Below are 22,262 nucleotides of genomic sequence, written 5' to 3' on the forward strand. Positions count from 1 at the left end.
TAAACCTCGACAAAGGTAACAAAAACACATAAAAAAAAGCTGTCCACTCTATGTTGGACAGCTTTTTTGTGAATTAATGTTTAGTGCTTACTCATTGTGCGAAGTATCACCGTCTTTGTCTTCATCGGCTATTGAATCGCGCATTTTTGTATCAGCATCTATATTTTTCATTCTGTAATAATCCATTACACCGAGATTTCCGGAACGGAATGCCTCGGCCATTGCTTTTGGCACTTCTGCTTCAGCCTCAATAACTTTTGCACGCATTTCCTGTGCAAGGGCTTTATTCTCCTGCTCTTGTGCTACGGCCATGGCTCTACGTTCCTCGGCACGGGCTTGTGCAATATTTTTATCAGCATCAGCCTGATCGATTTGCAGCCCGGCACCAATGTTTTTACCTATGTCGATATCGGCAATATCAATGGATAAAATTTCGAACGCTGTACCGGCATCAAGTCCCTTGGATAGCACTACCCTGGTAATATTATCCGGATTTTCGAGTACGGCTTTGTGATCTACTGAAGAACCAATGGATGAAACAATACCTTCGCCTACCCGTGCTAATACAGTTTCTTCTCCGGCACCACCAACAAGTTGTTTAATATTGGCTCTAACAGTTACCCGTGCTTTACAAATGAGCTGAATACCATCTTTTGATACCGCTGTTACAGGTTTAGTGTTGATTACTTTTGGGTTTACTGACATCTGCACAGCCTCAAATACATCACGACCTGCAAGGTCGATAGCTGTAGCCATTTTAAAGGGTAAGTCAATATTTGCTTTACTGGCAGAAACCAATGCATGCACAACCTGCTCCACATGTCCTCCGGCAAGATAGTGTGCTTCGAGACCGTTTCGTTCGAGTTTAAGGCCGGCTTTGGTTCCTTCAATTAATGCCCGCACTACTACGGCTGGTGGTACTTTTCTCCAACGCATCAGTATCAGTTGCAATAACGATATTCGAACACCTGACACAAGTGCTGAAAACCATAATCCAATGGGTACAAAATACAGGAAAATCCAAAGGACAACGATAATCGCGACCACAATCACAATATAAAAAGTAAGATCCATAATTAGCTATTTAATTGTTTGACAATAAGTTTATTCGATTCTACTTTTACTACTTTTATTTTTGTTCGTTCATTTACATAAGCATCATAAGAACGTGCCTCGTATGATTTTCCATTGACACGAACACGCCCCATCGGATTCAATCTTGAAATACAGGTACCTTCATCTCCTGTCTTTACTTCATCTTCTGATTCGGTTTGTGAAACAACGCCGTCGACATTCTCATTAAGCATAAACTTTCGCCAGGTACCCCATCGTAGGGCCCAAATTACACTTAAAAACAGAAATCCGGTTGAACCCAATAATACATAATTCCCTGTTTCAGAACCATATGTTTCATAAGAAAGATAAATACCCGCGGCAATAAACAAAACACCGCCTATGGCTGCTATAGTGGTGCCGGGTATAACCAAAAACTCTAATAGGAGTAAAATTACACCTATTACAATTAGCAATATTACGGCAAAAGTTGATCCCATTATTCAATTGTTACGGAAAGACCCCTGTCGCTTAAAATATTTTTCATAGGCTTGAGAATTTCCATTGGTCCGGTTTTAACATCACATTTCCCTTTATAATGTGTAATGTAAGCACATTGCTCTGCCTGCTCATTATTGTGATTACAAATCTCTACAAGGGATTTAATCACAAAATCAAAAGAATTGACGTCATCGTTATATAGCAGCAAAACGCGTCTCTTAACTTTTTTCTCAGCATTGGTCTGCTTTGGTTTTGGATTAATTCTTGACCCTGTCATTTACTTATAATTTGTATTACAAAATGCTTCTCCTGATTAGGAGTCAAAACCAACTATTTCGTTTTAACTCACATCTAACAAAAATAGTATTTTTTTAGCTAAACAGGCAAATATGATGGGAGAAAAGATACTAAAATATTACCACCGGATTATTCTAAATTAACCAAATACCCATAAACAAATTCAATACTGACCTGGAAAATTATTTAGCTTTGTAAAAAATTAGAAAATGAATGTTTTTGCCAACAAAGAAATAGTACAAAATTACGACGATTACTATACCACAGATTTTGGTAAAAAAGTTAACCAGGTAGAAGAAAGTCTTATAAAAAGTTTAGTTCAAGACATCCCAAGATTACCAGTATTGGAGCTTGGTTGCGGCACAGGCCATTGGACGAAAATTTTTCTGGGCATGGGCTTTGAGGTTACAGCCACTGATATATCTGAACCCATGCTTACAGCGATTCGCAATAAACAACTCAATGCTAAAATAAAAACTATTGATGCATCTGAGCTACCTTATGAGGATGATAATATTGACATTGTTGCCGGTATTGCTATGCTGGAGTTTGTAAGTGATCAGCAAAAAGTAATTGATGAAATTTACCGCGTTTTGAAACCTGGCGGCTGGCTAATTCTCGGTTGTTTGAATGCTGAATCAACGTTGGCCAAAAATTCAGATAGTGATCAGGTGTTTAAAAATGCAAAGTTTCTTACGCAAGCCCGGCTTAAAAAAATGTTAGGAAACTTTAGCCGTATAAAGCTTCAAAATGGTGTTCATTTATCAGAACAATTTGAAATTATAGACGGAAAACCTGGGTATGAAAAATATGCACCTGCTTTTATGGGAGTGATTGCACAAAAAACTTAAAATATGATGATAAGCGCAGAAATTAGCTACTACCCCCTTGAACAGGATTATAACTTACCCATTAGTGAATTCATTGAACGGTTAAAACAGGTTTCAGATGTAAAAGTTGAATCGGGAAGTATGAGCACAATTATTACAGGCGAATACCAAAACGTAATGGAAACGCTGAACCAAGTTATGGGTGATTTCTTTGAACGATATAGTTCCGTTTTCACGCTAAAACTATCTAATTCATGTCCAATATAAAAGGTCTGGATAAAACATCATTTCAAGTTAGGATACATAAACAACAAAAAAATAATTTTATGGATTGTCGCGTCGGATGCGGAGCCTGTTGCATTGCCCCTTCAATATCATCGCCAATTCCGGGAATGCCCGAAGGTAAACCGGCAGGCGTGCGGTGCATTCACTTATCTGAAGATTACAGATGTTTGATTTTTAATGATCCTGACCGACCTCAAGTATGCGCCGATTTTCAGGCAGAGCCGACTGTGTGCGGACAGAACCGCGAAGAAGCCCTGAAAATATTGGGTGAATTGGAAAAAAAACATCAATAAATAGGTTCTTCTAAAAAGCAGCAGAGCCTAAATAGCTCCGGTTATGCCGGTCCTAATCTTCAACAGGCATCAGGTAAATGATGGTTTTATTTTGCATTTCGTAGATTTCAATCATTTCTCTTTCGGGCTTACCAAGTTTTTTCAGTCGTTTTTTAAATGCCGGATAAACCTTCATAGCTCCTATCATTATTGAAAAACGGCTTTTATAGGGGAATGCCGTATAAATATATTTTTTATGTTGAACGGTCTTAAGCGCAATATCTCCTAACTGGCTTTGGGTAATGGAATCGGGCACAATAAAACCAATATCGCTCCTCAATTCAAACCTTTTGGTTTTACGTGGATTATCATAATAAATTGTGGCAGGACTTACGACGGGGATTGATGCTTTTTGCAACTTCTGCATCAATTCCTCCAGAATAATCATATTCTTTTGGTAATCGCCTTTATGAAATGTATATGCAAAGTTCAATGGGCGAAAAGTGCCTTCTTTTACGTTTATTTTTTTAAACATTTTATGGTAAATCATTATACCCAAAGCTCCCATAAAGAGTACAAGTAATATTATTACCACAACTAATAATTGTTTTGTCAGTATTGTCATCAGGCAAGGAATTTTCCAATAATTTTCAGAAATAATTTAAGCTTTATTGGCTTGTAAATAATATCGTCGCAGCCAACCTTTTTGGCTTTATTTTCCACATCAGATATGTTCAGGGCGGTTTGCAATACAACCGGAAGTTTTCTTTTCTTTTCTTTAATGTTTTGGGTAGCTTCAAAACCATCCATTACGGGCATATTCACATCCATCAGCACCAAATCAATGTCATCTTCTTTCAATACAACTTCTATGGCTTCCTTTCCGTTGCGAGCCCGTATAATTTCTACGTTGGTGCGGCGTAGTGCTTCAACCAGGTATAAATAGTTGGCTTCTGTATCTTCAGCAATTAGCACCTTTTTACCGGCCCAGTCGTACTGGTCTCGTGCCAAACTCTGTGAAGTTTTAAAATCCATTTTAATACCCATCACCAACATATCGTCGACCTGCATATGGCCTTTTTTCCATTCCATAATGGTACGCTCGAGAATATGCTTTTGCTTGTCTAATGTTTCATTTTGAACTTCCAGAAGCAATCGTTTAAAGCGTTTAGACATAAACTTGCGACCTTTATCGCCGCCAAATTGGTCTACATAACCATCGGAAAAAATATAAATCAAATCATCGGGTTTTGTGGTGATATGGTGATTGGTAAATTCAGTATTATTGTCGCGATTGTAGCTTATAGACATGCCATCGCCGCTGTAGATGGTCAATTCTCCATCGCGGACCAGATATAGTGGATTATTTGCTCCGGCAAACTGCAATTCACGTGTACTTTTATCAATTACCACCAAAGAAATATCCATACCGTCGCGGCTTTCGTGCGCGGTACCCTTCTGATGCAAAGAGCGTATCACATACTCCCTCAGATTCATCAAAATCTCACTGGCCTGAAGGGATTTAACATGCTCATTTTCAATTATCTTATTTACAATCTCATTTAAAAAGGCAACCCCCAGCATACTCATAAATGCCCCTGGCACACCATGTCCCGTACAGTCGGCAGCTGCTATTATAAGTTTATTATTTTTTTCGGTCATCCAGTAAAAGTCGCCCGACACAATATCCCGTGGTTTAAATAATACAAAATAATCGCTCAGATATTTTTCAAACATATCTTCCGGAGGTAATACGGCATTTTGTATTCGCTGCGCATATTGTATGCTGGAGCGAATTTTTTCGGATTGTTTTTTTATCTCATCTCTTCGTTTCTTAATTTCCTCATTACTTTTAGATAGTGCAATATTGACTTTTTTGGTTTGTTTAACCTGGCGGTAAATAAAAAATGCAAAAACGAAAATTATTGCAGCAATGCCCAATAGCAAATAACGTATAATTTCTTCGCTTCTAAGCTTGGCGCGCATTTCTTTTTCTTTTTCGTCTTTGAGTTTTATAATTTGCCTTTGCTCCTTTGTAAGACGTTCAATTCGTTCAAGTGTATCAGAAGTTGCTTTGAGTTTCTGTCGCTCCTGGGTCAGCTCAACTTCAGTCTTTTGCTTATCGGCCTGGGCTTTCTTTACCACTTCCTGGCTTTCTTTTTTCATCTTCTCCATCTCCTGGTCCTTGATGTGCTTATCAAAAGATGAATAAAGATTGAAGTATTTCATGGTTTTTTCCGAATTACCCAGCTTCTCGTGAATTTCGGCAAGCATTCCATAACAGGTTTTCACTAAATTCATTTGCTTAAGTTCCTTGGCCAATTTAAGTGCTTGCTCAGTATTGTCGAGGGCCTGACTGGGATTACCAGCACTTTGGTGCACCACCGCAATATTAACATAAGCACTTGCAATTGCAGGTTTGCTCTTTTGTTGCTGTGCTATGTTCAATGCTGAATTAAATGAGTTGAGAGCCTTGTCGTATTGGGACAAATCGGAGTAAACCAATCCAAGATTTGTATGGATATTACGAATACCAGCCGTATTGCCTTGCTGTTTTGAAAGCTGAAGGAGTTCCTGGTATTTATCTACAGCTGTATTCAAATTTCCATTATTCCAATGTTGATAGGCTATTTTATTCAGATAAAAAATAACCTGATTCGTATTTCCACTCGCCTTATTCTCATTGTATTTTTGCTCTAATTCTTCAAGAGACTGGCCACTTACTATGGTTGCAATGAGAAAAACCTGTAAAAAAAGTAAAAATCGTTTCACGTTCTTTTAATTTTATTGGTTTTATGAACCTTATTAAATTGCTACATTCCCCTTCGGCGTGAAAAGATGTGTATTTAATGACAGGTTCATCTTGTCTGGTTCGGTTTTTTTTGGAAAGCGAGCAAATTTGCTCCTCTAATTTATAGAAAACTTAAAATCCTGCTCATTAGTATTACCAAGCTTATCAAGAACTTTAACGTGTATTTCATAATCGCGTCCATCTTCAAAATCTTCAATTGGTGCGGAATAGGTATTTTCTTTGCCGTTATTTATGGTATAATAAATATTTTCAAGCCCCGCTAAATTATCTGTTGCTGAAAGAAATAGATGTAAATGATTGGGATAGACAAAAATTTTCTCATCAAGGGCTGTCTTGCTCCCGATTGGTTCCACGCTAAAATCGATATTGATACGAGGGGCTGAGTTATCAACCATAAAATTAAACTCTGACTGATTAGAATTTCCTACTTTATCGTATCCGGTATAAGATATTTCATGATATCCCTGTTTTTCAACCTTAATAGCTTTTGTGAAATTAGTTTGGGAGCCACCATCAAGTGAATAAGTAATGTAATCAATACCTGACTCATTATCTTTGGCAACCAATTGAATACTGGTATGCTTTGAAATGATTACGGTATCTCTGTTTTTTACAAAATCGCCCTGAAATTTGTAGGCTAGTTCTGGTCCTGCCAAATCTACATATGAAGCTCCACGCTTCGCACTACTTTCTCCACCTACAGCCTTATTATTTACTTTATCGAATGCCCAGGTTTTAATCTGAAGTGTACCGCTGTTTCCTTTCAAATAAAAAGGTTCGGTATACTCCTGGGGTTCATTATTCCCTATTTTATAGTGGATACTTTTTACGCCGGCTTTGTTATCCATTGAAGTAATTTTAAACTTACTACGTCCTGATGAATACTCTATGCCATTGGCCATAAAAGTATTGCCCATAATCTCTTCTACAATAACCGGAGGTGTTTTATCAACAAAAAAATCAAAAGTTTTCCAGGTTTCTTTATTTCCAATATTATCAATGGCATAGTATGAAATAGCATGTTCCCCTTCTGAAAACCAGGTGGTTTTTATGGGATATTTAAAGGGTTTAGCTGCTTGCTCATTAATGCGGTAATAAATTTGTTTTACGCCGGAACCCTTTTCATTGGTTTCTATAATAATAGCACTATTCCCTGACACTACATTTTCGGAACGATGACCATCAATTTTTATAGATGATTCGGGTTTGGTTTTATCAATAACAATCTTCTGATGGTGCGTCTTCTCTTCATTTCCCACATTATCAACCGAATAGTACTGAATATAATATGCCTTTTCATCGCTGAGTTCTATTGGAGCAGTAAATGGCTTAAATGCAGCACTATCTATGGAATAATAAGTTTCCTTGATGCCTGAAAGTGCGTCATAAGGTTTAAAATCAAGGGTAAAATCCCCTGACATGTAAATTTTGTCGTTCTTTTTGTATCCTTTTCGAACATTTTTTAACGTTGTACGAGGCGCCATGCCATCAGCGTAAACTTCAAAAATGATGTCTTCTTTTGGATACACGTATTTTTTTGTAACAGTATCGATTTTCCAGGGTGAATGAAAAGTATTGATTCCTTCAGTATCAAAATACATTGGATTTGTATAGTCTTTAGAATCCTCACTTTCTAGTCTCACCTTTTTGGCTTCTTCATCGGGAGATGTGCTAATATACACATAAACAGGCATCTCTTTTTGAATGTAGAGTTTACCATCATCAGCCTTATATAACTGGCTTTTATGCTCAATTTTTTGCTGTCCTGATAGCATTAAGGCCATAATAATAAAAGTCATTGAGAATAGAACTCTTTTCATAGGTATGGTATTTTAGCTTTTAGTTAATATTTTTTTCCCGAATGCCATAAAAACAGACCTTCGTTGGCATTAAAGATATATAAGTCTGTTGATGTTAGCAAGTATTTAGTTTAATAAATCCGAATTTTATGATTATACTTCATTTTATGCTTAATTGCTTAAAATATGCTAATTTTGCCCCGTAATTTTACAAATATGAAAAAAGCAGGCTTTTTTGCAATACGTATTTTTTCGGGTTTAATGGGCATTATGCCATTTTTTATTTTATACGGACTAGCTGATATTATCTCATTAATTTTACAATATCTGGTTGGTTACAGGCGAAAAGTAGTTCAAAAAAACCTGAAAAGGTGTTTTCCAGACAAAAGTAAAAAAGAACTCTCGAGGATAGAAAGAAAATTCTACAGAAACCTGAGTGATATTACTATTGAGACCTTTAAAGGATTGTACATGTCTAAAAGGCAAATCGCAAAACGTTTTAAGGTTCTCAATCCTGAGGTGATGCAAAAATATTTTGAGAAGGGTCAGGATACGCTGGGGCTTGCCAGTCACTACGCAAACTGGGAATGGGGTATTCTGGGGGTTGATTTTCAGGTTCCGCATCAGGCAGTTTCGATATACAAACCCATGCACAATGAGTATGCTGAGAACTTTTCTTACAAGCGCCGTTCGCGTTTTGGAATGAAACTCGTCTCGATAAAAGAAACAAAAGACTATTTTGCATCAAAAAAGGAAAAACCCAACACATATATATTAGCAGCAGACCAGCACCCGAACGACAAAAAAAAGTCGATTGTTGTAGATTTTTTTAACATCGAAACGGCCAGCCTGCATGGACCTGAAGCCTATGGTCGAAATACCGGTATGCCAATATTATATTTCGACATACAGCGCGTGAAACGGGGCCACTATACAATGGAGATTATAGAACTTTTTGAGAATCCGAAGTCAACAAGCTTTGGAGAGATTACACAAAAATATATGAGTACGCTAGAATCCATTATACGCAAAAAACCAGAGAACTGGCTTTGGTCGCACAAGAGATGGAAATATACTGAAAAAGATATTGAGTGCATCAAGAAATACAACCAGGAAAGAATAGAAATGGAAAAAAAACAAAAGTCAAAGTAGTGGCATGTCATACATGAAATGACGGGTAAATTTACGGTATTTCCGTTTTAAACAAGGCAAAAAGTGTTCATAACAGGATTCTGTAATCATTTATCAACGCAGAAAAAAGAAAAAACCATTACCTGCCCCCTTAGATTATACTTGACCTGACACTATCCTCCATCCTGCAAATAATAACTTACTCACTCTTTGTTTATCCGGTTTTTAAGATAATTTGTCCACCGTTCAAGAAGTTGCAACATATCCGGTGGTAAATCTGAATTAAAACGCATCATTTCGTCACTCTCAGGATGTCTGAATCCCAGTGTTTTTGCGTGTAAAGCCTGCCGTGGACAGATTTCAAAGCAATTGCGTACAAATTGCTTATATTTTGTAAACGTAGTGCCTTTCAGCACCCGGTCACCACCATATTCGTTGTCGTTAAAAATTGGGTGTCCGATGTGTTTCATGTGCGCACGAATCTGATGCGTGCGACCTGTTTCAAGTTTGCACTCTACAAGGGAGACGTAATCGAACCGCTGAAGTACTTTGTAATGTGTAACAGCATGCTTTCCATATTCACCTTCAGGAAAAACAGTCATTACTTTGCGGTTCTTTAATGACCGGCCGATATGACCTGTAACGGTTCCTTCATCTGCTTTGGGACCACCCCAAATAACTGCCTGATAGGTGCGTTGCGATGTATGATCGGCAAACTGTGCAGCAAGTTTCACTTTGGCTGTTTCTGTTTTGGCTATTACGAGTAACCCTGATGTGTTTTTATCAATTCGGTGTATAAGTCCGGGCCTTGGATCTGTATTATCCTTAAACATGGGCAAATCGCGAAAATGCCATGCCAGGGCATTGACCAATGTTCCGGTATAATTTCCGTAACCAGGATGCACAACAAGTCCGGCAGGTTTATTGACAATTATTAAAGCATTATCTTCATAAACAATTTCGAGTGGAATATCTTCAGGTATAATTTCAATTTCGCGCGGGGGCTGACTCATCATAACCCTCACTTCATCGCCGGGTTTAACCTTATAATTTGGTTTTACAGCTTCTCCGTTGACCAAAATAAACCCCGCCTGTGCCGCTTCCTGAATTTTACTTCGACTGGCATTTTCTATTCTGACCACCAAAAATCTGTCAATTCTTAACGCCTTTTGTCCCGGATCGGCTTGAAACTGATAATGCTCATACATCCCCTGCTCCTGTTGTTCCATCCCCTCTACTGTTTAATAATTTTGTAAGTATGATAGTTTTTATTTTCCGTAAGCCTGAGAATATAAAGCCCGCGCTGCATTTCGGTCATGTTTATTTCTTGTTCATCTCTGGCACGGTATACCAAACGTCCCATTTGATCAAATAACTCAATCCCCCAATGTTCTGCTTTGGGCTTAATATGCAAAGTTCCTCCGGTTGATACCGGGTTGGGATATACCCTGAAAACTTCTTTGTCATCTTGCGGATCTTCAGGTGGTGCAAAGGTATCTTTAAAGGCAAACATTTCCCTTAAAACGGGTCTGATCATAAGCGACCCGCTGTATTGCGATAACTCCCAGCGACCATTTGCATTAAAGTAATTTTTTTGATAGGCTATGAAGTTTTTATCAAACCCCATATTCAGGCGTTGGTCTGTAATTTTTTGCCAACCAATATAAAAAGTTTCACCAACAGCAATGGCACTATCCAGTTCATAGGTAACAAAATCGTTGATGGAATCAGCATATTCGGGAAGGTTGCGTGTTTTTTTAAAAAGCACTTCACCAGGGCCTGAACCGCCCTCGTCCCAAACCATCAGGTTAAAATATCGATTCTCATTATTGAGGCTTTTATTGAAATATATGCGGATGGCCTTAAGGCTGTCTGCTTTATAAGCATTAAATTTTACAGCTATCATTCCATATTTATTGCTCACACCATACATTCCCTCTGCTGAGCCATCGTCATAGGCATAATAATTATATAAATCGAATACTCTGCTGGTTTTATTATTAGGCTCATAATCTGATTCACTGATGTAAAATCGGTTCTGCACCTCGAAGCGGGCTGAGTCATCATCATTCAATTCAAACAAGCTGCCATTTATGGGTTGAACCAGTTCGTAGTGCGTATTGGGGTTATAGTTATTGGCAATATTACCCAAATCCTGAGTTTCTCCGGTATACACGTTTCTCCAGCGCAGGAAAGGGGTTATATTCATTATTTGTTCTGAGTAATTGGTAAAACGGTATTCTATATTCTCCAAAATCTGGGAATAAAATATTTTAAAGTGGTCCCAGGGAACAGCACTGTACGTCCCTAAAATATTGTTAATATTATGTGTGTACGCTACTTCATCAATTAATGAGTCCTGAAGCGTGCGGTTAGCATCCATATGCACGTAATCAATGTTCCAATGATCGCAGTTCATTCCTGCATATTCCATGGAGAAAAAGTTTATGAAACGAAACTGGGTGCTGTCGTGCAAAAACTCCGGCTGGTCGAGCATTATTCTGACTTCCTGAAATGTATCCATTTGAACGCCTGGCTTGCTCCAAACCATGCGCCACTCATTCAAAGTATCATTTTTATACCGCAACTGCAGTATCACACTATCTTTAGGCTGAGGTGTATTTCCCATGCCACCGCCTTGTATAAAAAAGCTAAGCATTACATTATCGGCTGTTGTGTATCCGGCAGCATTAATTATTTGCGATGTCAGTGTATCGCCGGGCATTACAGCTGCAGTGTCGGGGAAAATATAAAGATCGCCATTTTCATCTATAGCATCAAGCGTAGCCACACCAATAGTAGGTTGACCTACAGCATAATTATCATTGATATATGCATCCTGATTAACCCATTTATCAGGGTCAGGAACTATGGATAAAACTGAAAAATCGTCGAGAAAAGGCAATGCAAGTACCTGTTGGTTTTTAATTGTGGGAAGCGCCTTTTGATGGTCGAGCTTTTTTAACTTATAATTTTGATCTGTGCCACTGAGATACTCCTGTCCACTCAGTTTAACTGTCAGGAGTGTGAGCACTGTAAAAATTATAATTTTCAGTTTTATATTTACTTCATTCCGCATGCAACGAATCTGTTTTAAACTTATTTTCCTTAATCGTTAACCAAATATCCACGTACGAACCAAGTTTAATGCGCCGGTCTGCGCTGGGTTTTTGGTTATATACTTTTGCATTGAGCGAATCGCTGTAGGTCAGCACTGATTCATCATATAAGACTCCTCCCACATTTAAAAACCGGTCGTTTATGGTCTGAAACGCTTCTTTGGCCCGGAGACCTATCAAGTCAGGAACGTTTTCGTATTGGTTTCCATAACCCTTTCCAAGCACCAGGTCTATCTCGCTGTTTTTATCTACCATGGTACCGGGTTTAATAATGCGTCCATTTGTGCGTTGCTCAATAACATAATTCTTCATTGGGTCTGGCCGGTAAATTAATTTACCGACTTTTAAACCGGCACTTTCTAAAGACACCTTTGCCTGACGATACGAAACACCAACGGTGTTGGGTACAGGTACTTTTGCCTGATTAAACGCATTTATGGTTAAAAATATTGTTCTGTTCTCTTTGACCTTAAAATCCGGACGTGGATTTTGGTCTACTACTGTTCCTTTCCTTCGACCGCCAATAAATACAGAATCTGCAATTTCAATCTTCAAATCTTTATCATCTGCCAGCTCAGCGGCCTCTAACTGCGCTAATCCTGTAAAATCAGGAACAAGGAGTGCCTGTCCATGGTGTGTATATAGTTTGAGCCCAAAAAATATGAGCCAAATAAATACAATGAGCGATACTACGGCAATTAACAAATGTTTTCCAAAAGTTTTTGATTTGAGAAAAGTACCCAGTTTCATCCGTTTATAATTTTGATTTTAGTTGTCGGATGGAACCTCCTTTTAACTAACGACCAGACTTTTAACTGCCTTATCCAAATAATCATGGTTTCCGCTTTTGCGGAACAGGCGGTGTGTGTTAAAAGTCTTGTCATGGAGGTTTCATCCGTTTATTTTTAATTTTTTATGGTCATCCGATAGCTATCGGATGGTACCTCCTTTTAACTAACGACCAGACTTTTAACTGCATTATTCCAAATAATTATGGTTTCCGCTTTTGCGGAACAGGCGGTGTGTGTTAAAAGTCTTGTCATGGAGGTTTCATTAATTTCAATTTTTAATTGATACAAAGATAAAATCTTTGCTTTTAGGTTGAATATATGGTAACGATGATTTTATGAATAAATTTTAATGGTGTTGTATAAACTGTCTCTCTCAACGGCTGTACGTTGGTTTTGCTGAATAAACTCAACAAGTTGATTGGACGACATAGCCGGTTGCTGTTTGCCGCCAGCCATACTATAGATTTTAGTTGTATCGGCGATGGTTCCATCAATATCATCGACTCCAAAATGCAGCAGTAAAAGTGTTTGATCGATTCCCAACATGGGCCAGTAAGCTTTCAGGTGAGGGATATTGTCTAAAAATATACGGGTCAAAGAAAAAGTTTTCAGGTCTTCGATTATAGAAACCTCTCCAAGATGGCTCATTTTGTTGTTTCGTGCCTTAAATTTCAAGGGAATAAAGGCATTAAACATGCCTGTCTTATCTTGCAGGGCTCTTAATTGTTCGAGATGCTCCAGCCTGTGTTTTAACGTATCGTAGTGTCCATAGAGCATAGTAGCGTTTGTAGGAATTCCTGCCCTGTGAGCAGTCTCATGTACTTGCAGCCATTTGTTCCCGCTAATCTTATCCGGACAAATTTTACGGCGAATACCGGTGTCGAAAATTTCAGCACCACCTCCAGGCATTGACATTAATCCAGCATCTTTTAATGCCAAAATACCTTGCTCCAATTCAATATGCTCAAGCTTACACATTTGCACAATTTCTTCAGCCGTAAAAGCTTTGATATGCACATTGGGAAAGGCCTGGTGGAGAGAAGCAATTAGTTTTATATAAAAACTCAGCCCCCGGTCGGGGTGTACTCCGCCCACAATATGAAACTCAGTTAAACCCGGTTCTTGTTCCACTGCCGTGCGCGCCATGTCCATCATTTCTGCAATGGAGTATTCCCAGCTCCCCTCCTCATCTTTTCTTCGACGATAGGAACAGAATAAACAGTGATTTACACAAATATTGGTGGGTTCAATATGAATATTGCGATTGAAATATACCGTTTCTCCGTTAATATGTTGATTTGCATTATGAGCAAGCGCTCCAAGGCCGGGTAAATTTACATGTTCACCCAACCAAACGGCTTCCTCAACAGAGATTCTATGCCTGTTAAGTACTTTTTCACGTATATTTTCGAAAGTGTAAATACTCATATAAAAAAAAAGTAAAGACACACCTGCCTTTACTCTTTATAATGTTTTTAAGGATATGCTTAACCTTTTACTGCCATATCATCTGAAACAGTCAGGCGCTTACGCCCTTTAGCTCTTCTGCGCGCTATTACTTTACGGCCTGCTTTGGTTGACATACGTTCACGGAAACCGTGTTTGTTTTTTCTCTTCCTGTTTGAAGGCTGGAATGTACGCTTCATCGTTCGTTTCTTTTATAGTGTTTACTAAAATTCGTTCGTTTCAGGGCTGCAAATATACATAATTAGTTTGGTCCACAAAAATTTATGAAAAAATATTCTTGAAAGCATGGAGCTTAATGGTAATTTAACATTTGTATAATATTGATATAATCTACAAGAGCCCAGGATAGCATATTTTTGTAAAAAACAATTAAGCAAAATGAAATTAAAAATTCTTACCACACTAGTAATGCTTTCTGTTGCGATGTTCGCATTTGCAGAGGGAGGCAAAACAACAAAAAACAATGTTGAAACTACACTTTCCGGAGTGGTTATTGACAGCCAATCGGGTGAAGTGCTTACAGGTGTTAAGGTACATATACCAGAACTGAATAAGGATGCGTACACTGACTTTGATGGAAAATTTGAGTTTTCCGTAAAAAACGGTCAAAACTACACCATCAAGGCATCATACCTAAGCTACCAGGACAAAAGTCTCTCTGCCGAAGCAGAATCCAACTCATCGCTAAAAGTTAAACTTGAAAGTGTAAATAATTAAAAATGTCAGTTTAACCATTTATACCGAATGGAAACATTCGGTTTTTTTTTGCCGCATATTAAGTAAATATTAAATTTAGCATATTATTCTAACAACGATATTTATGAGAAACATATTAACGATAGGCTTTATATTGCTTGCAGGGCTCGCATTTGGTCAAATTGAAGAAAAAGACGGTAAATATTATGGTCCTGACGACAAGCTATTTAATGGCACCCACAAACAATATTATGAGGATGGTGCATTAAAAGCTGTTTTGCAATTCAAAAATGGACAGAAACATGGCGAAATGACTTATTATTTCAAAGATGGTACAAAACAAGAAATAAGAAGTTATAAGAAAAACATTAAAGATGGACGCTGGATAAGATGGAATAAAGCCGGAAACAAAATCGCAGTTGCCAGTTTTAAAAGTGGCAAGAAAGATGGGAAATGGCTTATACATGACGAGGAAGGCAGGGTTGTATATGAAATGTATTACGACCAGGGCCAAAAATCCGGAACATGGGTAAAGTATGATAGCGCCGGAAATGTAGCGCAACGTAAAAGCTATTGAATTATATTTTCAATAATAGAAAAGAGGGTGTCTAAAAAGCCGAATTAGCTCGTCATTGCGAGGAGGTACGACGAAGCAATCTACTGATTGTCAGATTGAACAGGTTCCTTCACTTCGTTCGGAATGACGGTTTCAAACCTTTTTAGACACCCCCTTTTTGGTGGTAGCTGTTTTGTTGTCTTATACGGCAATTTTACTTACATTGGGAATTGCAAAGGATTTGGTTGTTGCATAATCATATCCCTCAATGAGCTCGTGAAATACATCAGCAACTGACTGAATTGACGTGGCTCGATAAGCATTTGTCCCTGCAAAAGCAAATCCCTTATCCATTTTTCCTTTTGCGGAATTTAGTAAGACTTGTGATATACAATAAGGAACCTCCTTATAATCACATGATTTCAGGCATTGCCAGGGACATTTAAAGGGTTTTGTTTCCCCATTTTTTATTTCATGTACAAATGCATTGTCTATTACCCGCCCGGGTAGTCCCACCGGACTATCAATAAGCGTTACATCATTTTTGGAACTTTTTAGATAACTTGTCTTGAAATTAATATGTGCATCGCACTCATGGGTGGTTACAAATCTTGTCCCCAATTTAACTGCCGAAGCGCCGGCCTGCATAATTTCATTAATATCTTCGCCGGTGTAAATACCTCCGGCAGCAATTACAGGAACTTTTTTATTGTGTTTTTGCTCAAACTCCTTCACTTCTTTTACGGTATCTTCTATAAGTCCGTATAGCGGTGTTTGGTTATCTGTTAATTCAGATTTTTTAAAACCCAGATGCCCGCCGGCTTTTGGACCTTCTACAACTACGGCATCAGGTATATAATTAAACTTTGTACCCCAGTATTGAAAGATTAATTTTGCTGCTTTGGCACTCGATACTTTGGGTATAAATTTGGTATGTATGTTCTCCAGCCCTTTATCGAGGACTTGCTGTGGCAATTTTAAAGGTAATCCTGCTCCCATAAAAACCACATCAATCTCTTCCTCGATAGCTACCTGTAACAGTTCATCGTAGTCAGAGAGCGCCACCATAAGATTTACGCCTAATACGCCTTGCGTTTGCGAACGAGCTGTTCTTATTTGTCTTCTTAGTGCTGTCTGGTTTGCATTGCGGTAATCTTTAGCAAACCCTGGTTCAGTCATGCCTATTGCTGCTGCAGAAATAACGCCTATTCCGCCTGCATTTGCTACAGCTGAAGCAAGTCCTGATAGTGAAATAGCAACACCCATTCCACCTTGAATTATAGGATATTTGACGGTTAAATTTCCAATTTGTAATGGTCCCATGTTTATAGTTTGTTTATAGTTCTGGTACAAACATACTTCACATAAGACCAATATTTTTTAAATCGTGATTAGGGACAAAAAAATAGGGAGTAAATGCCGTTTTAGGGGTGAAAAGTAAAAATACAGGGGTTGAATGAAATGGTATTTACAGAAACTTTATACGCGATTTAAGCTCTTTGATTGCATTTTTGGAAACAGGTACCTCAAAACCTAGCTTATCGAAATAGAGTTTATAGCCCTGCGAATTGCCATCTACCCTGTCGATATAATTTATGTTTACCAGAAATGAACGGTGACATTTGAAAAAATAGTTATAATCTTGCAATAGTTCACCTGCTTTGAGCATAGTTGAACGGATTAACTGACTTTTTATATCATTACCATTGCGCCAAAATATTTCAATGTAGTTATCGGCAGAGCGTATTAATAGCAGGAGTCGTGGTTTAAGAGAAAGCTTGTCTTTTTGATAATCTGAGTCGAAATGCACCAGTTTATCTTCCACTTCTTTACTGTTTTTAAGTTGTTTATTCAAATCATTTGCTGTGCGCAAATGTAACCGCAAAAGCCTGTTATGGTTAAAAATAATGAGTGCTGTAAGTGGAATGATGGCTATTAAAATCATTTGTACAATCATTGAGAAACTGAACTCAATTATTCCCATGGTTTTGTACATTAGAAAATATCCAAATGCTATGGTGAAAAGTATCCATAAATCCCACAGAATTTCTTTCCATATTTTCCATTCCCGATGCAGAAAAATGTCGGGCCAAAGGCTGGGTAATACCAATAAATTAATACTTAACGATAAAAAAGTTATGACACCAAGACCAATAATAAGATAAATTTTTTCTTTACCTGCCAGGGTACTTATTTCAAGGGGCTGAAAAAGCAGCAGAAACATAAATATGCTGATACTGATAAAAAATATTACCTGGGCATTGCGCTTAAGGTCATCGTTAAATGGATAAGAACGTTTTAAAAACTCAATCATAGTTTCCTTTTCAAAGATGCAGTAAAGTTACCATATTATCCCGGATAAGGTTCCTTCATAATGTCATTTATGAACACCGCAGAACCCAAAAATTTACACCAGTAAATTGTATTTACTACTGTCAGGCCGATGAAGCTTTTTGCGATGGTTTGAAAAATTCCTTCCCGAATATTTATTTGGAAAAATTGCGTGGTACATCCGTCGATGTTTCCATTGCATTGCCTTCGATATTTTGCATTACACCTTTCAAAGCGCAGCTTTTAGCGCAGGAACTACAGCCCCCTGCACTTTCATCGTGCATGTTAGTGCGTGAAGTAAAAAACCGTATAAATGAACGTATAAATAAAGCCAAACTGGTGGCAACCACAATGTATGTCAGAATATCCTGTATCATAATATATTAATCATAAATTTTCCAATCTGGAATACTAAAAATGACAAAAACCAGGCCAGTCCCGTGGTGTAAACCACCAGGAATATGGGCCATTTCCAGCCATTTGTTTCTTTCTTTACAGCAGCGACAACACCCACACACGGGAAATAAATCAATATAAAAATGAGGAAAGAAAGAGCCCGAAGATTGTACATGGCCTTGCTTTCCTGTGTTTTGCGACTTTCTTCCCGTAGTTTCTCAATTAAAGACTGGCTGTTCTCGTCATCGGTTTGATATATCACCCCCAAAGTACTCACTACAATTTCTTTGGCTGCAACGCCTGTAACAATACTTATTCCCATTCTCCAATCGAGCCCAATGGGTGTAATCACAGGTTCAATGGCATGGCCAATTTGCCGAAGATATGATTGTTCAAGGTGTGCCTTTTCATAGGCCTTGTTTATATCTTGAATTTTTTCTTCTTTCAGCGGTTTGGGTAATTCAGCACTTTGCTCCACTTTGGCAAGCTGCTGCTCCTTTTTCTGGATTTGTTCACTATCCTGAGGATAAAATTTAAGTGCCCAAATAATTATTACAGCCACTAAAATGGTACCACCAACTTTTTTAAGGTATTCAGCAGCCTTATCCCACATATGGCGTAGTATCACCCTCAGCGTTGGTATTCTGTAAGGGGGCAATTCCATGACAAAAGGGGCACTGGGCTGTTTGAATAAAACTTTTTTAAATATCAATGCTGATAATACTGCCAGTGTAATACCAAATAGATAAATCCCCATCAACATGAGGGTTGGATACTGTGGGAAAAATGCCCCGATGATGAGAATGTACACAGGCAACCGGGCGCTGCAAGACATAAAAGGGTTAATGAGCATGGTGAGCAGGCGGTCCTGCTTGTTTTCAAGAATACGGGTGGCAAGAATTGCAGGCACATTACAACCAAATCCCATCAACAACGGAATAAATGACTTACCGTGCAGGCCTATTTTGTGCATCACTTTATCCATTATAAATGCAGCGCGGGCCATGTAGCCGGTATCTTCCATCAGGCTGATGAAAAAGAACAGAATTAAAATGTTGGGCAAAAAAACCACTACAGAACCAATTCCACTTATGATGCCATCGGTGAGCAAATGCCTGAAAGAACCTTTTGGAATAAACTCAATACTCATATTATTGAGCCAGGCGAATAAGGAGTCTATCCAGTTCATCGGGTATTGGCCCACATTGAAAGTGACGAAAAACATGATGAACATGAAGGCGAAAAATACCGGGAACCCAAATAGCTTATGGGTTAAAAACGCATCGATAATTTCTGTTTTACGCCGTCGCCGCACCGGGCTTTCAGAATAAGTTTCTGTAAGCGCCCCTGCCACGAACCCGTATTTGGCATCGGTGAAAACGGCATCGGGTTTATCCTGATATATGCGCTCGATCCTTTCAGACTCGGTTTGGGCAGCTGTACGTATGCTTTCTGCATTTTGCGCGGTGGCAATTACATCCTGCACATGCCTGTCGCGTTCTAATAATTTTATGGCAATGTACCGGGCCGAACGTGTGGTTGTAAGGTGCTTATTGCCCTTAATCTGCTCCTTGACCCGGTCGATAGATTTCTCAATTTCCTGACCGTAATTGATGTGAATAAGTTTAAATGTTTCGTCGCGATTTTCATACACATCAATTACCTTTTGCATAAGCTCCTTAAGGCCTTTGCCCTTAGAACCTACTGTTGGCACGATGGGAATTCCCAACATGGCACCCAGGTGCTCCACATCCAATTTGGCGCGTTTTTTCTCGAGCTCATCGTACATATTCAGCGCCATTACAACCGGTATGTGCATGTCGATAAGCTGCGTGGTCAGGTACATGTTGCGCTCCAGGTTCGAAGCATCCACCACATTGACCACAATGTCGGGTGTATTATTGAAAATAAAATTTCTTACAAAAAGCTCTTCATGCGAATATGCCGATAAAGAATACGTACCGGGCAAATCGAAGAAATTGAAATCGTAACCGTGCATGCTGGTCGCAGCCTTTTTAACATCGACGGTTACACCTCCGTAGTTGCCAACTTTTTCTTTGGCGCCCGCCAAAAAATTAAATACGGTGGTTTTACCGGCATTTGGATTTCCTACAAATGCTACGTTAATTGTGCGGCCTTTTATTTCGGCCGATTTATATAAAACCTCATCTTCGGAGAAACTCCCGGTAAATCCGTTGAGGTCTAGTTCCCTGGCTTCTTCAAATGTAATTACCTCTACCATATCGGCCTCTTTGCGCCGCAAAGAAACGTCGTAACCCATTATCTCGTACTCTACCGGATCTTTCAGGGGTGCGTTCCGTATTACCTTAACTTCCTTACCCCTAACAAAACCCATCTCGGTTACCCGCCTGCGAAAACCACTGTGTCCCCGCACTTTAACTATTACTGCTTTCTCGCCATTCTTCAGTTCAGATAACTGCATTTCCTTATGCTGATTTAGATTGGATAAAAATAGTAACTATCAATTAACATACCAATAGCTATGGGAGAAATTCTAAATTAAATTATCAACTGGAATTTTTGGGCATTTGAAAGCCCGGCTGCAGATGGATGTGGATTTTAAAAAATAATAATTAAGGGGTACGTAAACCACAACAGCCGAAATTGAGCAACCCACGCGATAAAAGGGCGCGGTAGCGGGGGTGATTTCATGAACACCTCTCACTATATAATCGTGCGGTACCGGGGATAAGTTTTTTTACCTTCAGTCAAAATCAAGGATAAATTGTAATAAGAAATGATCTTGATTTGTGAATTAAAAATTGTACATTACAGGATTAAACTGCGATAGTACAAAGAAATTGAATTAAAACTATGAATGCTTATGGCGGGAAAAGATACTCGAATTTTGGCCACAATAGAGGACCACATCACAGCGGAAGATATGCAGCGCATACTTGAGGAGGCATCAATTTACACCATGCTGGAATCGGACAACCCTGCTTCCTCTGTTGTAAACGCTTACACGGGTTCGCACCCGACTGAAACTGTTAAACTGGTGGTGAATATAAACGATTTCAACAAAGCCAAAGAAATATTAAGCAAAAGTGCTTATAAAGACCTGATTGAGTAAAAAAACATAGTTCGTCGTTTTAGTTCACCTTCCACTTAGCTCGCATTAATTGGTAAACAGCCTAATTCTATACATTGTAGTTTTAGCTCCCAAACCATTAATTGAGAATTGAAGGTAATTTTACCGGAAAAAGTTATAGAATGAAAAATCGAAAAAAGATCTTTTCAGAATGATTTTTATAACCTATTTTTGAATGAAAAGTTATGTACTGTTGTTGCCATTTTCTCTGCACTCTTATTTACCAAAAATTGTGTATTTGTAATTGCTGGTAAGATACTTTTCATTGTGCATATCGTTCCATTTCCGGCGATAAGCGAACGTTTGAGGTTCGGTGAATCCGAATAAATATTGCCTCAGCCATAAAACTGGCACAAAACGAATCCGAATTAAAATTGCGCGCGCTCAAAAAGTGGCACAATTTGAACCGGAATTAGTGGCACAAACCACTCCGGAAATGGTGGCACAAATCGAATCAGATTATCCACCTGGCCTGTTTCACGGTCAACTATTTGTAATTTCTTGCCCGCATAGTCGATAAATAGTTCATGACCGGCTTTGTGTTCGAGCTTCATGGAACCTTTAACTTTGCCATACTTTTGTTTATAGTGTTCCATAAACTGGGAATAGCTATAAGGTTCTTTTGAATTAGCCCCCGAATAAGTCTGACATAATTATCAATAAAAATTAGTAATTATGCACACAGATATGAAAAAAAGAAAATTTACAAAAGAAGACAAGCTTCAAATAATAAAAGAAGCTACAGAACAAGGAGTTAACGTAACCCTTGAGAAACACGGGATTTATCCGGCTACATATTACAGTTGGAAAAAGA

The 22,262-nt window shown here is 38.5% G+C and carries 23 protein-coding genes; 8 read left to right on the plus strand and 15 right to left on the minus strand.

Features of this window, described 5'->3' with window-relative positions; genetic code table 11:
* Positions 1-87 precede the first annotated feature (87 nt).
* From floA to ACTB0Y_RS16725, 3 genes are read right to left on the minus strand one after another with little or no spacing between them, the layout of a single operon-like run.
* Positions 88-1,074 (minus strand): flotillin-like protein FloA, encoded by a 987-nt coding sequence (floA, locus tag ACTB0Y_RS16715; RefSeq protein ID WP_463207982.1) that lies wholly within the window; start codon positions 1,072-1,074, stop codon positions 88-90.
* 2 nt (positions 1,075-1,076) lie between these two features.
* Positions 1,077-1,553 carry an NfeD family protein gene (locus ACTB0Y_RS16720; RefSeq protein ID WP_463207983.1) on the minus strand — a complete coding sequence of 159 codons (477 nt, stop codon included), beginning with the start codon at positions 1,551-1,553 and terminating at the stop codon, positions 1,077-1,079.
* Entirely contained in the window at positions 1,553-1,831 is a 279-nt protein-coding gene (locus tag ACTB0Y_RS16725; protein ID WP_463207984.1) for an ATP-dependent Clp protease adaptor ClpS, read from the minus strand. The genes ACTB0Y_RS16720 and ACTB0Y_RS16725 overlap by 1 nt, the downstream gene beginning before the upstream one ends.
* 229 nt (positions 1,832-2,060) lie before the next feature.
* Between ACTB0Y_RS16725 and ACTB0Y_RS16730 the strand changes: the two genes are divergently transcribed.
* The 3 genes from ACTB0Y_RS16730 to ACTB0Y_RS16740 are packed head-to-tail and all read left to right on the plus strand — an operon-like array spanning position 2,061 to position 3,259.
* Entirely contained in the window at positions 2,061-2,702 is a 642-nt protein-coding gene (locus ACTB0Y_RS16730) for a class I SAM-dependent methyltransferase (protein ID WP_463207985.1), read from the plus strand.
* Between the two features lie 3 nt (positions 2,703-2,705).
* Entirely contained in the window at positions 2,706-2,948 is a 243-nt protein-coding gene (locus ACTB0Y_RS16735) for a YkoF family thiamine/hydroxymethylpyrimidine-binding protein (protein WP_463207986.1), read from the plus strand.
* Between the two features lie 59 nt (positions 2,949-3,007).
* Entirely contained in the window at positions 3,008-3,259 is a 252-nt protein-coding gene (locus ACTB0Y_RS16740) for a YkgJ family cysteine cluster protein (protein WP_463207987.1), read from the plus strand.
* Between the two features lie 52 nt (positions 3,260-3,311).
* Here the strand turns inward: ACTB0Y_RS16740 and ACTB0Y_RS16745 are convergent, their stop codons facing one another.
* The 3 genes from ACTB0Y_RS16745 to ACTB0Y_RS16755 all read right to left on the minus strand — a co-directional run bounded on the left by ACTB0Y_RS16745 (position 3,312) and on the right by ACTB0Y_RS16755 (position 7,870).
* Complete coding sequence (locus tag ACTB0Y_RS16745; protein WP_463207988.1) at positions 3,312-3,863, minus strand: hypothetical protein; 552 nt, start codon at positions 3,861-3,863, stop codon at positions 3,312-3,314.
* Complete coding sequence (locus ACTB0Y_RS16750) at positions 3,863-6,010, minus strand: response regulator (protein WP_463207989.1); 2,148 nt, start codon at positions 6,008-6,010, stop codon at positions 3,863-3,865. Before ACTB0Y_RS16750 ends, ACTB0Y_RS16745 begins: the two co-directional genes overlap by 1 nt.
* Before the next feature lie 135 nt (positions 6,011-6,145).
* Positions 6,146-7,870 carry an OmpL47-type beta-barrel domain-containing protein gene (locus ACTB0Y_RS16755; protein ID WP_463207990.1) on the minus strand — a complete coding sequence of 575 codons (1,725 nt, stop codon included), beginning with the start codon at positions 7,868-7,870 and terminating at the stop codon, positions 6,146-6,148.
* A 195-nt stretch (positions 7,871-8,065) separates the two neighbouring features.
* Here ACTB0Y_RS16755 and ACTB0Y_RS16760 point away from each other — a divergent pair, with 195 nt between their 5' ends.
* The gene (locus tag ACTB0Y_RS16760; RefSeq protein ID WP_463207991.1) at positions 8,066-9,001 is read left to right on the plus strand and encodes a lysophospholipid acyltransferase family protein; all 936 of its coding nucleotides are present in this window, start codon (positions 8,066-8,068) and stop codon (positions 8,999-9,001) included.
* 182 nt (positions 9,002-9,183) lie between these two features.
* On the opposite strand, the gene ACTB0Y_RS16765 is transcribed toward ACTB0Y_RS16760, so the two are convergent.
* The 5 genes from ACTB0Y_RS16765 to rpmH all read right to left on the minus strand — a co-directional run bounded on the left by ACTB0Y_RS16765 (position 9,184) and on the right by rpmH (position 14,536).
* Complete coding sequence (locus ACTB0Y_RS16765) at positions 9,184-10,209, minus strand: RluA family pseudouridine synthase (protein WP_463207992.1); 1,026 nt, start codon at positions 10,207-10,209, stop codon at positions 9,184-9,186.
* 5 nt (positions 10,210-10,214) lie between these two features.
* The gene (locus tag ACTB0Y_RS16770) at positions 10,215-12,059 is read right to left on the minus strand and encodes a T9SS type A sorting domain-containing protein (protein ID WP_463207993.1); all 1,845 of its coding nucleotides are present in this window, start codon (positions 12,057-12,059) and stop codon (positions 10,215-10,217) included.
* A complete protein-coding gene (locus ACTB0Y_RS16775) occupies positions 12,049-12,849 on the minus strand; it encodes a PASTA domain-containing protein (RefSeq protein ID WP_463207994.1) in 801 nt (266 codons plus the stop codon). The genes ACTB0Y_RS16770 and ACTB0Y_RS16775 overlap by 11 nt, the downstream gene beginning before the upstream one ends.
* 374 nt (positions 12,850-13,223) lie before the next feature.
* A complete protein-coding gene (locus tag ACTB0Y_RS16780; protein ID WP_463207995.1) occupies positions 13,224-14,318 on the minus strand; it encodes a CofH family radical SAM protein in 1,095 nt (364 codons plus the stop codon).
* A gap of 59 nt (positions 14,319-14,377) precedes the next feature.
* Entirely contained in the window at positions 14,378-14,536 is a 159-nt protein-coding gene (gene rpmH, locus ACTB0Y_RS16785) for a 50S ribosomal protein L34 (protein WP_463207996.1), read from the minus strand.
* Between the two features lie 199 nt (positions 14,537-14,735).
* Between rpmH and ACTB0Y_RS16790 the strand changes: the two genes are divergently transcribed.
* Both ACTB0Y_RS16790 and ACTB0Y_RS16795 read left to right on the plus strand, forming a co-directional pair.
* Positions 14,736-15,074 carry a carboxypeptidase-like regulatory domain-containing protein gene (locus ACTB0Y_RS16790; RefSeq protein ID WP_463207997.1) on the plus strand — a complete coding sequence of 113 codons (339 nt, stop codon included), beginning with the start codon at positions 14,736-14,738 and terminating at the stop codon, positions 15,072-15,074.
* A gap of 103 nt (positions 15,075-15,177) precedes the next feature.
* Entirely contained in the window at positions 15,178-15,630 is a 453-nt protein-coding gene (locus ACTB0Y_RS16795) for a toxin-antitoxin system YwqK family antitoxin (protein ID WP_463207998.1), read from the plus strand.
* Between the two features lie 180 nt (positions 15,631-15,810).
* Here ACTB0Y_RS16795 and ACTB0Y_RS16800 read toward each other — a convergent pair whose 3' ends face one another.
* The 3 genes from ACTB0Y_RS16800 to feoB form a co-directional block, all read right to left on the minus strand.
* Complete coding sequence (locus ACTB0Y_RS16800; RefSeq protein WP_463207999.1) at positions 15,811-16,932, minus strand: NAD(P)H-dependent flavin oxidoreductase; 1,122 nt, start codon at positions 16,930-16,932, stop codon at positions 15,811-15,813.
* A 145-nt stretch (positions 16,933-17,077) separates the two neighbouring features.
* A complete protein-coding gene (locus ACTB0Y_RS16805; protein WP_463208000.1) occupies positions 17,078-17,923 on the minus strand; it encodes a LytTR family DNA-binding domain-containing protein in 846 nt (281 codons plus the stop codon).
* Between the two features lie 390 nt (positions 17,924-18,313).
* On the minus strand, positions 18,314-20,779 hold the full coding sequence (feoB, locus tag ACTB0Y_RS16810) for a ferrous iron transport protein B (RefSeq protein WP_463208001.1): 2,466 nt from the start codon (positions 20,777-20,779) through the stop codon (positions 18,314-18,316).
* A gap of 402 nt (positions 20,780-21,181) precedes the next feature.
* Between feoB and ACTB0Y_RS16815 the strand changes: the two genes are divergently transcribed.
* Complete coding sequence (locus ACTB0Y_RS16815) at positions 21,182-21,430, plus strand: hypothetical protein (RefSeq protein ID WP_463208002.1); 249 nt, start codon at positions 21,182-21,184, stop codon at positions 21,428-21,430.
* Positions 21,431-21,816: 386 nt separating this feature from the next.
* Here ACTB0Y_RS16815 and ACTB0Y_RS16820 read toward each other — a convergent pair whose 3' ends face one another.
* Positions 21,817-22,044, minus strand: a complete 228-nt coding sequence (locus ACTB0Y_RS16820) for a hypothetical protein (RefSeq protein ID WP_463208003.1) — start codon at positions 22,042-22,044, stop codon at positions 21,817-21,819.
* Between the two features lie 91 nt (positions 22,045-22,135).
* On the opposite strand from ACTB0Y_RS16820, the gene ACTB0Y_RS16825 reads away from it, so the two are divergent.
* Positions 22,136-22,262 (plus strand): transposase (locus ACTB0Y_RS16825; RefSeq protein ID WP_463208004.1); only part of this gene is annotated, 127 nt, incomplete at its 3' end.

Source organism: Salinivirga sp. (assembly GCF_055145285.1).